At 43.3% G+C, this 13,609-nt stretch carries 8 protein-coding genes; 7 read left to right on the top strand and 1 reads right to left on the bottom strand.

Annotated elements, in window-relative coordinates; translation table 11 throughout:
* The first annotated feature begins 19 nt into the window (after positions 1-19).
* Positions 20-1,270, top strand: a complete 1,251-nt coding sequence (ftsZ, locus tag CEX98_RS01120; RefSeq protein WP_099640305.1) for a cell division protein FtsZ — start codon at positions 20-22, stop codon at positions 1,268-1,270.
* Between the two features lie 88 nt (positions 1,271-1,358).
* Complete coding sequence (gene lpxC, locus CEX98_RS01115) at positions 1,359-2,282, top strand: UDP-3-O-acyl-N-acetylglucosamine deacetylase (RefSeq protein WP_099640304.1); 924 nt, start codon at positions 1,359-1,361, stop codon at positions 2,280-2,282.
* 33 nt (positions 2,283-2,315) lie between these two features.
* Here the strand turns inward: lpxC and CEX98_RS01110 are convergent, their stop codons facing one another.
* A complete protein-coding gene (locus CEX98_RS01110) occupies positions 2,316-2,816 on the bottom strand; it encodes a DUF721 domain-containing protein (RefSeq protein ID WP_099640303.1) in 501 nt (166 codons plus the stop codon).
* A gap of 576 nt (positions 2,817-3,392) precedes the next feature.
* On the opposite strand from CEX98_RS01110, the gene secA reads away from it, so the two are divergent.
* The 5 genes from secA to nagP all read left to right on the top strand — a co-directional run bounded on the left by secA (position 3,393) and on the right by nagP (position 13,185).
* Positions 3,393-6,101 (top strand): preprotein translocase subunit SecA, encoded by a 2,709-nt coding sequence (gene secA / locus CEX98_RS01105; protein ID WP_099640302.1) that lies wholly within the window; start codon positions 3,393-3,395, stop codon positions 6,099-6,101.
* Positions 6,102-6,163: 62 nt separating this feature from the next.
* Positions 6,164-6,556, top strand: coding sequence for an 8-oxo-dGTP diphosphatase MutT (gene mutT / locus CEX98_RS01100; RefSeq protein WP_099640301.1), 393 nt, complete (start codon positions 6,164-6,166; stop codon positions 6,554-6,556).
* A gap of 115 nt (positions 6,557-6,671) precedes the next feature.
* Positions 6,672-8,741: a M13 family metallopeptidase gene (locus CEX98_RS01095; RefSeq protein ID WP_099640300.1), complete on the top strand. Its 2,070-nt coding sequence runs from the start codon at positions 6,672-6,674 to the stop codon at positions 8,739-8,741.
* Between the two features lie 368 nt (positions 8,742-9,109).
* Complete coding sequence (locus CEX98_RS01090) at positions 9,110-11,701, top strand: family 20 glycosylhydrolase (protein ID WP_099640299.1); 2,592 nt, start codon at positions 9,110-9,112, stop codon at positions 11,699-11,701.
* Positions 11,702-11,895: 194 nt separating this feature from the next.
* Positions 11,896-13,185, top strand: coding sequence for an N-acetylglucosamine MFS transporter NagP (nagP, locus tag CEX98_RS01080; protein ID WP_425334964.1), 1,290 nt, complete (start codon positions 11,896-11,898; stop codon positions 13,183-13,185).
* Positions 13,186-13,609 lie beyond the last annotated feature (424 nt).

The following is a 13,609-nucleotide window of genomic DNA, read 5'->3' as shown; positions in this document are numbered from 1 at the left end:
CTCAAGTCGGAGAGTGAAGATGTTTGATATTATGGAACAGCACAGCGAAGAAGCTGTCATTAAAGTCATCGGTGTGGGCGGCGGCGGTGGTAATGCCGTAGAACACATGGTGAATCAAGAAATTGAAGGTGTACGTTTTATTGTTGCGAATACCGATGCACAAGCATTGCGTCGTTCATCAGCAGACGTCACAGTGCAACTTGGCACGCAAATTACTTCTGGTTTAGGTGCTGGCGCAAACCCTGAAGTGGGTAAAAGTGCAGCCGAAGAAGACCTTGAAACGATCAAAAGCAGCCTAGAAGGTGCTGATATGGTATTTATCGCCGCAGGTATGGGTGGTGGTACTGGCACCGGTGCTGCACCTGTGGTTGCTCGCGCTGCAAAAGAGCTAGGCATTCTGACCGTTGCTGTGGTTACACGCCCATTTGACCTTGAAGGCAAAAAGCGTATGGCTGCAGCAGAGCAAGGCATTGCTGAGTTGTCAGAAATTGTAGATTCACTTATTACAATTCCGAACAACAAATTGCTTAAAGTTCTTGGTAAAGGGACTACACTGCTAGATGCCTTCGCTAAAGCGAATGACGTGCTTTATGGTGCGGTACAAGGTATCGCCGAGTTGATCACCCGTTCGGGCCTAATCAACGTTGACTTTGCAGACGTAAGAACCGTGATGTCTGCAATGGGTACCGCAATGATGGGAACCGCCTCAGCTACAGGTCCTGACAGAGCGCAAGAAGCAGCAGAAGCCGCGATTTCTAGCCCGCTGTTGGAAGATGTAGATTTAACCGGTGCAAAAGGTATCTTAGTCAACATCACAGCTGGCATGGACATTACTATCGAGGAGTTTGAAGTCGTTGGTAATCATGTTAAAGCGCTAGCGTCTGAAAACGCCACAGTTGTGGTAGGCGCGGTGATTGATCCTGAAATGAGCGAAGAACTCAGAGTTACAGTTGTTGCAACTGGTCTTGGTGGTGATCGTCGTCCTCAGTTCGGCATTGTCGACAACGGCTTTAAGCAAGCGTCAGGTTCGGATGCGGTAAGTGGTACACAATCAAGCTCACAAACGAGCATGTACGTACCAAGCTTTACTCAGCCGCAAACGTCATCGACTGAGCCTGAACAGCCGGCAGAGGCATCTGCACCACAACAGCAAGTGCAGGAGCAAAAGCCTCAATCGTCTAGCAGTTCGACGAACACCAAGGGCAACGAGAATAAAGAAAAAGGTGACTACTTCGATATTCCGGCTTTTTTACGTAAGCAGTCAGACTAAAGTTGGTATAAAAATTAAACAGTGATTGGCAGTTTGGCGGAACTGTGTTATACTCCGCCGCCTATCTGAAATTTAAGCGGGCGAATCTATGATTAAACAACGTACGATTGCACAAGTCGTTAAAGCCACAGGTGTAGGTTTACACAAAGGTGAAAAGGTTACGATCACTCTCCGACCAGCTGGTGTGAATACAGGTGTTGTATTTCGCCGCGTGGATCTTGACCCTGTTGTTGATTTTGAAACAACACCGGAAGCTGTGGGCGACACGCAACTGTGTACGTGTTTAACGAATAAAGATGGCGTTCGCTTGTCTACGACTGAGCACTTAATCGCCGCTGTCGCTGCATTAGGTATTGATAACCTGATAGTAGAGTTAGACAGCGCTGAAGTGCCTATTATGGATGGCAGTGCATTGCCATTTATCTACTTAATTCAGAAAGGCGGAATAGAAGAGCAAAGTGCTGCTAAACGCTTTATCCGTATTAAAGAAAAAGTACGTGTAGAAGACGGTGATAAGTGGGCAGAAATAGAACCTTATGATGGTTTCCACATCGATTTTGAAATCGATTTTAATCACCCAGCGATTAACGCTAGCCGTCAACGCATTGGTTTAGACATTACCGCGCAGAGCTTTACTGAAGAAATCAGTCGCGCGCGTACTTTTGGTTTTATGCGAGATATCGAATATATGCATGCTAACAACCTAGCTTTAGGTGGTAGCATGGATAATGCTGTGGTACTTGATCAGTTTAAAGTCTTAAATCCTGATGGTCTTCGTTATGCCGACGAGTTTGTTAAACACAAAATCTTAGACTGTGTGGGCGACATGTTTATGGCAGGTCACAACATTTTAGGAAAGATTTCATGTTACAAGTCTGGCCACGGTCTTAACAACATGTTGTTGCGTAAGATTATGGCGACAGAGTCGGCATGGGAATGGGCGACCTTTGAAGAGCCAGTCAGCATGCCTGCGCCGGGCATGGAAGCGGGTATCAATACCGCAACTGCTTAACAATATGATTTGATAAAAAATGACGCTGCGGCGTCATTTTTTTTGTGTTGAATTTGCATGTTTAGCTAGTTTCTCTAACTTGGCTTTAAGCGAAGGGGGGGCCGACTGTGCTAAAGCCAGCAATTGCTCCCCCGTAGCTTGGCTCATACTTCGATTCGCTTTATAGGTAGCTGAGGGAGACTCAACTTTGTTGTTGAGTCGCTGTTGTGCTTCTGGGTTGGTTGTTATTTTTACCAAGGCACAATCATGAATACCTGCCTTTCTAAATGCGCTAAGGATATCCATCTTTAAAAAGTTGAGGCGAGTAGCTAAGGTGGCGGACGCGGCCTCTATGGTTAATGTTCCTTCACGGTAGTGAGCTACTCGGCATTTTTTACTTAAAATAGGACCTAAGGTTTGTTCAAGACAAACTTGTAATTCAGCCGCCTGTGCACTTTTTTGACCATACTGATTGAGTTTATCTGACCATCCGCCCATCACTTCATCTAGCGGTTTTGGATTGTAGCGATTTTTAGTCAATGACTTACTTCCCATAGGTTGAAAAATAAAAAATAACCGCCATATCGAAATAATACAGATACGGAATGTGCTGTCATACCAATTCGCTTAATTAAGTGATCTGTTTGAGGCAAGGAAATTTTTAACGCCGTTAGCGTCAAATTTACTCCCTCAAATTGAGCAGGTATTAATGCGGATTGATATAATGGTGGTTTCTCAGTCTTTCTAAGTTATCCGACGCTAACGTTAATTATAACAGAGACTGGTTTTTGAGAAATCCAAAAGTACCAACATTTGTTGTTGAAGGCACTTAGCACTTAAGTGTCAATTAAACTTTATCACTTGCAACGGTACGCTTACGCCTAACAGCAAAGATTTCTTGCAATTGAACTCGGTATTATTTGCCCAATAAGGTTTGCAGAAACAAAGAGTCTGGTATGATAGGGCATAATTTTAATTCGGCAAGATACAAATGCTCACTCCTAAATTGGCAAATATTAATCTCGAATTTAGGAACGCTTTTTGTCGCCAACAGGACAAGCGCGACCCAGCCTTAATAACATCGGCTTAAAATTATGGGTCAGCCAATACACAGAGTGAATCGGTTTAAACATGTTAGCTAATATTTTTACCAAAATTTTTGGTAGTCGTAATGATCGCACCATCAAAAACCTAAGAAAAACAGTCGCTTTAATCAATGCCCTTGAAGAACAATATGGCAAGTTAAGTGATGATGAATTAAAAGCAAAAACGGCTGAATTTAAACAGCGTATTGAGCAAGGTTCAAGTCTAGATGATTTATTACCAGAGGCGTTCGCTACGGTGCGTGAAGCATCTAAGCGCGTATTTGGAATGCGTCATTTCGATGTGCAAATGATCGGTGGTATGGTGTTGCATCAAGGTCGCATCTCCGAAATGAGAACGGGTGAAGGTAAAACCTTAACTGCGACACTACCTGCATACTTAAATGCGATTTCTGGTAAAGGTGTTCACGTAATCACGGTGAATGATTACCTAGCTAAGCGTGATGCTGAAACTAACCGTCCTCTGTTTGAATTCTTAGGGCTAACGGTTGGGTGTAACGTCCCTGGTATGATGCCACAGCAGAAAAAGCAAGCTTACGCGGCTGATATCACTTACGGCACAAACAATGAATTTGGCTTTGATTATCTTCGTGACAACATGGCGTTTAGTGTAGAAGAGCGCGTTCAACGTCCATTGAACTACGCGGTTGTGGATGAGGTGGATTCAATCCTAATCGATGAAGCGCGTACACCACTTATAATTTCAGGTCCTGCGGAAGATAGCTCTGAACTATATAGTGAAATTAATAAAATCGTCCCTGAACTTATTCAACAAGAAAAAGAAGATGAAGAAGGCGTTGAAGGCGATGGCGACTTCACTATAGATGAAAAAGGTAAACAGGTTCACCTGACCGAGCGCGGCCAAGTTAAAGTTGAAGAGCTATTGACAGAGCGCGGCCTGATTGAAGAAGGCGACTCGTTATACTCGGCGGGTAATATTTCATTACTAAGCCACGTATATGCAGCACTTCGTGCTCACAAGCTTTACCAAAAAGATGTTGATTACGTAGTAAAAGACAATGAAGTTATCATTGTTGATGAACACACTGGCCGTACGATGGAAGGACGTCGTTGGTCTGAAGGTCTACACCAAGCGGTAGAAGCCAAAGAAGGGGTTCGTATTCAAAACGAAAACCAAACGCTGGCATCAATCACGTTCCAGAACTACTTCCGTTTATACAATAAACTTGCGGGTATGACAGGGACTGCAGACACTGAAGCGTTTGAATTCCAGTCAATTTATGGTCTAGATACCGTTGTGATCCCGACCAATAAGCCAATGGTTCGTGATGACCGTGCGGATTTAGTTTACCTAACCCAAGAAGAGAAGTTTGAAGCAATCCTTGAAGACATTCGCGATTGCCAAGAGCGTGGTCAACCAGTACTGGTTGGTACGGTATCAATCGAAAGTTCAGAGTATCTTTCACACTTCTTACGCAAAGAAAAAATCGAGCATAATGTACTTAATGCTAAATTCCACGCGCAAGAAGCAGATATCATCGCAGATGCTGGTTTACCAGGTAAAGTAACCATCGCGACGAACATGGCAGGCCGCGGTACGGATATCGTGCTAGGCGGCAGTTGGCAGTCAGAAGTTGAAAAATTAGAAAACCCGTCAGAAGCGCAGGTAGCTGAAATCAAAGAGGCTTGGAAAGTGCGTCATGATGCTGTATTAGCGTCTGGCGGTTTGCACATCATTGGTACGGAACGTCACGAATCTCGTCGTATTGATAACCAGTTACGTGGTCGTGCAGGTCGTCAGGGCGATGCTGGTTCAAGTCGTTTCTATTTGTCGATGGATGATGCATTAATGCGTATCTTCGCAGGTGAGCGCATGACTAACATGATGCGCAAACTTGGTATGCAGCGTGGCGAGGCTATTGAGCACCCTTGGGTAAACCGTGCAATTGAAAACGCACAGCGTAAAGTAGAGGCACGTAACTTTGATATTCGTAAACAGCTTCTTGAGTACGATGATGTGGCTAACGACCAACGTAAAGTTGTATATGAGCAGCGAAACGAACTACTTGAAGAAGGCGATATTTCAGAAACTATCACAGTGATCCGTGAAGATGTCTTGAATGCGACTATCGATCAGTACATTCCACCACAAAGTCTTGCGGAAATGTGGGATATACCTGCACTGGAAGAGCGTTTGAAAAATGACTTCCACGTAGAGCTGCCAATCGCAAAATGGTTAGAAGAAGACAGCAAGCTATATGAAGAAGTACTTCGTGAGCGTATTGTTGAAGAAGTAGATAAAGCCTACAAGCAGAAAGAACAGATGGTCGGCCCAGATGTACTTCGCCACTTCGAAAAAGCGGTAATGCTGCAAAGCCTAGATCAACACTGGAAAGATCACTTAGCTGCAATGGATCATCTACGTCAAGGTATCCACTTACGTGGTTATGCACAGAAGAATCCGAAGCAAGAATACAAGCGTGAGTCATTCGAACTGTTCTCACAAATGCTTGAGAATCTTAAAATTGATGTAGTAGGTGTATTGAGTAAAGTACAAGTTCGCGCTGAAGAAGATGTCGAGAAAGTTGAAGAGCAGCATCGTAAAAGCGAGCAAGCACCACGTGAATATCAACATGAAGAAGTTGAACGGGTAGGCGGTGAAGCACCTGAAGGTGCGGCAGTCGCAGAACGTACTGAACCAAAAGTTGGTCGCAACGAGCCATGCCCTTGTCGATCCGGCAAGAAGTACAAGCAATGTTGTGGCAAGCTAAAATAATCGAATTATCGAGACTTAACGAATAAAAAAGCGACGCGAGTCGCTTTTTTATGGGGTAAATTATGGAAAAAAAGCGAGTAGAAGTCGCCGTTGGGGTGATTGAAAAGCAACAGCAGATCTTTGTTTGTTTACGTGGTGAAGCACAACATCAAGGTGGGCTTTGGGAATTCCCTGGTGGAAAAGTAGAAGCCAATGAAGACGTCTTTTCCGCATTGCAGCGAGAGCTTAAAGAAGAAGTCGGTATAGACATTCATAGTTCAACAGAATTGATGCGCATTGAGCATGATTATGCAGATAAAGCCGTGTGTTTGTACATTCATCATGTGGACGATTTTTCTGGTGAACCCCATGGAGCTGAAGGGCAGCCGTCACAATGGGTCGCGGTATCCAAACTTCATGAGCTTGCGTTTCCAGAGGCAAATAAAGCGATTGTGGAGCGGTTGCAAGCTCGATAAAAGCGATGACAAACTTTGTTACCAAATTCCAGACTCGGAATTCTAGTCAACGATAGTATGCGTCGGTAGACTAGTGAATGGTCGCTTACAAGCGAAACTCTATCAGGGGAATAAAATGAAGAAATTATCACTGACCGCTGCAAGTGTCGCGCTTGCATTGGGATTAATTGGTTGCAGTGAACAACCACAAACGCAACAGCAACCTACGCAGCAAGCTGAAGCGCAAAAAGCAACGATGAATTCAGGTATCGAGCTGAGTAACCTAGATAAGTCAGTTCGCCCTCAGGACGATTTTTATTATCACGTTAACGGGAAGTGGTTAGAAAAGACCAAGATCCCTGCGGATAAATCCAATTACGGCTCTTTCACACAGCTGTATGATGAATCACAAAAAGCACTACGCAAAGTACTTGAAGAAGCGGCAAATAACAGTGCTGCTAAAGCCGGCTCTGATGAGAAGAAACTGGGTGCGTTTTATCAAAGTTATATGGACGAAGGTGCAAGAAATGAGCTTGGCTTAGCGCCACTAAAGCCTTATCTTGCTGAAATTCAAGCACTGAATAGTAAATCAGAGCTTCCAGCTATCTTTGCTAAAATGCGTTTAACTGGCGCAAGCACACCATTTGGTTGGTATGTGAATAATGACGCTAAGAATTCAAGTGAAAATGCGCTCTATATGTTTCAGTCTGGTTTAGGTTTGCCAGATCGCGATTATTATCTTAAAGATGATGAAAAGTTCACTAAGATCCGCGAGCAGTATCTAACTTATATTCAGCAGCTCTTGGCAAAAACAGGGCATAAAAACCCAGCTCAAGCTGCACGTCATATTGTTGATCTAGAAAAGCAAATTGCACAGGCGCAATGGACGCGTGTGGAAAGCCGCGATGCAACTAAAACATATAATAAGTTGACTGGAGAGGCGTTTAATCAATTGATGCCAGACTTTGATACTGCTGCATTTTTATCAGCGCTTGGGATCAAAACGGATGCCTTAATTGTCAGTCAGCCAAGTTTCTTTGAAGCTCTGTCTGGTATTATTGCCGATTCAGAGCTGGAAGCATGGCAAGACTATCTAACATTCCACTTTACCAATGATTATGCGGAGTTATTAAGTAAAGATATCGTCGATCTTAAGTTTGGGTTCTTCGGCAAGACCCTAACCGGTGTTGAAGAGCAAGCTCCAACTTGGAAAAAGGCGGTAGATGCAAGTAACTCAGTACTTGGTGAAATGCTCGGTAAGATCTATGTTAAGTCGTATTTCCCACCTGAAGCAAAAGCGCGTATGGAAGAGCTAGTTGCTAATCTTATCAAAGGTTTTGACCAGGCAATTGACGGCCTTGAGTGGATGAGCGCTGAAACTAAGGTTGCAGCAAAAGAGAAGCTAAATAAATTTACCCCTAAGATTGGCTATCCAGACAAGTGGAAAGATTACTCTGCACTTGAGATTAGCCCAGATGACTTAGTAGGAAACTATGTCCGTTATAGTCAGTTTGCAAACCAAGAAATGATCGACAAACTTGGTAAGCCGGTTGACCGTGGTGAGTGGTTCATGACGCCGCAAACAGTGAATGCTTACTATAATCCAGTTAACAATGAAATCGTGTTCCCGGCCGCAATTTTACAGCCACCATTCTTTAATCTAGAAGCGGATGATGCTGTGAACTATGGTGCGATAGGTGCGGTTATTGGTCATGAATTAGGTCATGGTTTTGACGACCAAGGTGCTAAGTATGATGGTGACGGTAACCTACGTAACTGGTGGAGCGAGTCTGATTTGGCACAGTTTGAAGCTCGTAGCCAGAAACTAGTTGCACAGTTTAATAACTTCAAGCCATTTGAAGATGCCGCTGTAAACGGGCAACTAACACTGGGTGAAAATATCGGTGACTTAGGCGGTTTAACGGTGGCTTATAAAGCCTACCAGATTTCATTAGGTGATAATAAAGCGCCTGTTATTGATGGTTATACCGGTGAGCAACGCTTCTTTATGGGTTGGTCACAGATCTGGCGTCGCAAATACCGTGACGAAGAACTTCGTAACCGTTTAATGACAGATCCACATTCACCAAGCCATTACCGTGTGATTGGTGTGTTACCAAATATGCCTGAATTCTATCAAGCGTTTGCTGTTAAAGAAGGCGACAAAATGTACCTGAAGCCAGAAGATAGAGTCAAAATCTGGTAATTTGCATTGTTTTAAATAAACGATGGTGTAACTGTTTAAGTATGAGCAGTTACATCATCGTTTTTCTCTCATTTCATCATTCACTTTCCACGCCTTTTCGCTTTCTTAGTTAAAATTTTTTGATTTTTATCTGCTTACTTTTCTATAAAGCAAAACAAAATGCCCTGTCTTTTAAGCTTTTTGGATTACGTTAATGTACCTTTATGTATGGCATTTGCTCGAGAATTGAGGAAAATGTATTGGTGGTAGCACAAACAGATGAAAAAATAATGATAGCGCTGTCATTTTAACTTTTATATGATGTTCTGGAACAATAAGTGATTAAATGATGTTCATTTAGAATTGAACATGGAGACTGGGAGCAAAAGATGAGAATAAAAACGACTTTGCTTGGGGCGGCAATTGCTGGGTGCTCGTTTTACACGCAAGCATCATTAACACAGCAGCAATTAACGCAATTCGCAACTGACACCCACTTTGAATTTGCAGTGGAAAGTAACTTTAGCAATGGAGCCGCAGGCTTTACCGGCGCAATTACTCTAACAAATAATTCAACAGTGGATCTGCCGAAAGGGCAAAGCGATTGGCAAATTTATCTGCACTCAGTGCGCCATATTTCAACCGAGTCTGTAAAAGGATTGCGTTTTGAACACATTAACGGCGACTTGCACCGGATCACAGCCACAGATTCATTCGCTGGGTTAAAAGCCGGTGAAAAACTAAAGCTTATATTTGATGGTTCTGCTTGGGTCGCGGCATATACTGACTTTATGCCTAGGGCATTTATTGTGTCTAGCAATAATGAACCGGTGATATTTGCCAATACAAATACGGAAGACATGACACAGTTTGTTGCACCATTTGAGCGTGACAATCAACTAAAAAGATACAATACGCCAACGGACTACACCAAAATCGCCAATGCGGCATTACGATTTGAACGAAACCAAAGCAACTTGCAGGTTTCTAAAGAGGAAGCGCTCAAGCGCATTATTCCAAAGCCAGAATATATCGACTTTAATCGTGGGGAAGTCACGCTCAATAGTGACTGGCAGATCCGATTTGCTGGACGACTAAAATCTGAAGTTGAAGTTTTTCAAGAAGATTTATCTGAGTATGGCCTTAATATTCAGGCTGAACCAAACCATATTCCAGAAGGCAATCTTCCTACAATTCGTCTAAAGGTGGCGAAAAGTCTAGGTCGAGATTATGACTACAGCAAGGCTGGCTCCTACACAGTCGAGATCGACGATGACGTGATTGAAATCGTCGGTATTGATAATGCAGGTGTATTCTATGGTATTCAAAGTCTATTGGCGCTCTTTCCTGCCAACAGCAAAGATGAAATTACGTTATCTCATGTAGAGATCAAAGACTCTCCACGCTTTGATTGGCGAGGGATGCACTATGATAATGCTCGTAACTATCATGGTAAGGATGCGCTATTCAAATTAATAGAACAGATGGCGCGCTATAAACTAAACAAGTTTCATTGGCACTTCTCTGACGACGAAGGTTGGCGCTTGGAAATACCCGGTCTTCCGGAACTAACCGAAGTAGGGGCATTCCGTTGTTTTGACTTACATGAGCGTGAGTGTTTACTTACTCAGCTTGGTACTGGCCCCTTTAAATCAGGAAGCGGTAATGGCTATCTCTCTCGAGAAGACTTTGTCGAGTTATTAAAATTTGCAAAAGCACGGCATATAGAAATTATTCCAGAAATTGAGAGCCCAGGGCACGCCCGTGCCGCAATTAAATCAATGGAGGCCCGCTACCATAAACTTATGGAAGCAGGAAAAGCACAAGAAGCTAAGGCTTATTTGCTAACGGATATTGATGATAAATCGGAATACTTGACGGTTCAGCTTTACAAAGATAATTCAATTAATGTTTGTTTAGACTCAAGCTATGCCTTTATGGAAAAGGTAGTATACGAACTGCAAGATATGTATCGAGAGGCAGGTACCATGCTTAACACCGTGCATTTTGGCGGTGATGAAGTTGGAAAAGGCTCTTGGACACAGTCGCCGGCCTGTAACCAGTTATTTGCTGATGCAGATAATGGTGTTGCTGGACCTAACGATTTAAAACCCTACTTTACTCAAAAGGTTGCTAAGCTACTTGCGAAACGCGGGATCACACCAGGCGCTTGGGAAGATGGGTTGATGTATAATACCACCACGACGTTTAAGCGTGATGAGTTTCCGAATCCGCAGTTTCTAGTCAATACCTGGGACAACATTTGGGAGTGGGGCGTTGCCGACCGCGCTCACCGCTTTGCTAACAATAATTATCAAGTGATCCTATCCCATGGCACACATTTGTACTTTGATCACCCTTACGAAGCACACCCTGAAGAGCGCGGTTATTATTGGGCAACACGTTACACCGACACCAAAAAAGCATTTTCGTACATGCCAGATAATATCTATGCAAATGCCGATTTCACCCGTAATCGTGAGCCTATAGCTAATTTAGAAGCCCTAGTTGGGCGTGAATTGCCACCGCTAAAAAGGCCGCAAAACATTCTGGGCATGCAAGGGCAGATCTGGAGTGAAACTATTCGTACAGAGGAACAAGTACTGCGTTTAATTTTCCCAAGAATTTTGTCTGTGGCTGAGCGAGCATGGCATAAAGCTGATTGGGAAGGGCGTCGAATTAATCAAAAAGAACTGAACAAAGATTTCACCACGTTTGCAGCTGCTTTGTCTTTGAAAGAAATTGCGAAACTGCAAAATGATGGCATTGAACCAAATCTGCCAGTTCCAGGAGCAAAAGTGGTGCTTGGTAAGCTGGAGGCAAACAGCGCATTTCCTTATCTTCCTATTGAAGTCAGTTTAGATAGTGGAGAGTCTTGGCAGCCTTATACTGATCAGATGAGTGTCGCAGATGAAAGTAAGGTATTGTTGAGAACACGAATGGGTGACAAAAATACCAGCCGTGTCACTGGGTTGAAATAAACTCAACATTCAATTTATCGCAAAAAAGGGCTTTGGCCCTTTTTTGGTGATAAATTTGCTCAAAATCTATCTGGAAATGAAATTGATTTTAACGTAAAGTTAAATGTCAGCGCTGTCATTTTTGTGAAAGAAAGCTGTAAAAGCAAAAATAATAAGGCAAAAGCCATAGAAACAATAAACGATGAGTAATGTTTATGGAAGCTACCGTGTCGAATACAACAAAACGAAGTAACGCTATCCCCATGGCGATAGTTGCCGCCATGTTTTTTATACTTGGCTTTGTGACTTGGCTAAATGGGTCACTGATGCCATATTTGGAGCAAGTATTAAAGCTTACTCCATTCCAATCTTCATTTATCTTATTTTCTTTTTATATTGCGGTCACTTTTACCGCTGTACCTTCAGCGCTGGTGATCAGAAAAGTCGGGTATAAAAACGGCATGGCGATAGCTATTGCCATGATGATGTGTGCTGCCTTGCTTTATATTCCTGCGGCAAAAACACAAATGTTTGCATTATTCCTTTTTGCTCAATTTACCATGGGGATCGGGCAAACCTTATTACAAACAGCGGTAAATCCATATGTTGTTCGTATTGGCCCAGAAGAGTCGGCAGCGGTACGTGTAAGTATCATGGGGATTTTAAATAAAGGTGCAGGTATTGTTGCACCGTTAGTCTTTACCGCGTTAGTGCTTAGCAACTTCACCGACATGGCAGGCAAAGAGCTAACCCAAGCTGACATTGATGCCATGGCTAATGGCCTTGTGGGCCCTTATTTAGGTTTGGCGGCATTTATCGGTATTTTTGCTTTAGGTATTAAATTTGCGCCACTACCTGAAATCGAAAAGGATGGCGAAGAAGAGCATGGCTCTGTGAAAGAAGCCTTGTCACACCCAAACCTTAAATTAGGCGTGATTGCACTATTTTTGTACGTTGCAGTAGAAGTAATTGCAGGGGACACTATAGGTTCATTTGCTCTCGCGTTGGGCGTTGAAAAGTATAGTGTCATGACCTCGTATACTATGGCTTGTATGGTAACAGGTTACATTCTGGGTATTTTATTAATCCCACGAGTGATATCTCAAGAAAGGGCGTTAACGGCTTCTGCGGTGCTAGGTGTGTTACTGACGTTAGCAATTTCATTTGGTAACCCAGATTCGTTTATTATCTCAAACTTGTTTGGTTTATCAGCATTACCTGATATTTTACTTATGGTTGCTATACTCGGTTTAGCCAATGCCATTATGTGGCCTGCAATTTGGCCTCTCGCATTATCTGGACTTGGTAAGCTAACCAGTGTAGGCTCTGGTTTATTGGTGATGGGTATTGCAGGTGGCGCGTTTGGCCCTGTATTCTTGGGATTAGCAAAAGGCACCTCAGGAACAGTTGAATCGCAACAAATTGCGCACTTAGTGATGTTACCTTGCTATCTATTTATTATCTTCTACGCTGTGAAGGGTCATAAGATCAAAAAGAAAGCGTAGCTAGAAAACGTAAAGCATTTCTATGTATGTAGAAATAATCCCGTGTGTGATGCCACCTGAATAAGGTGGCATTTTTTTATGCCCAAACCACAGCAATAATACAGTTTCTTCGTATGTAGGACCGGCTTTACGCCGGGATCTTTCGGCAATACCAAATCGCAGCAACAATGCCGCTTCTTTGCATGTAGGAGCGGCTTTATGCCGGGAACTTCTCAGCAATACCAAACCGAGCAACAATGCCGCTTCTTTGCATGTAGGACCGGCTTTATGCCGAGATCTTCTCAGCAATACCAAACCGCAGCAACACTGCTATTTCTTTGCATATAGGACCGGCTTTATGCCGAGACCCTCTCAGCGATACCAAATCGCAGCAGCAATGCTGTTTCTTTACAGGTAGGATCGGCTTTATGCCGGGATCTTTCGG

The sequence above is a fragment of the Pseudoalteromonas piscicida genome (assembly GCF_002744175.1).
Taxonomy (GTDB): Bacteria; Pseudomonadota; Gammaproteobacteria; order Enterobacterales; family Alteromonadaceae; genus Pseudoalteromonas; species Pseudoalteromonas piscicida_B.
Note: the sequence above shows the minus strand (reverse complement) of the source record. Positions and strands in the feature narration are given on the sequence as shown.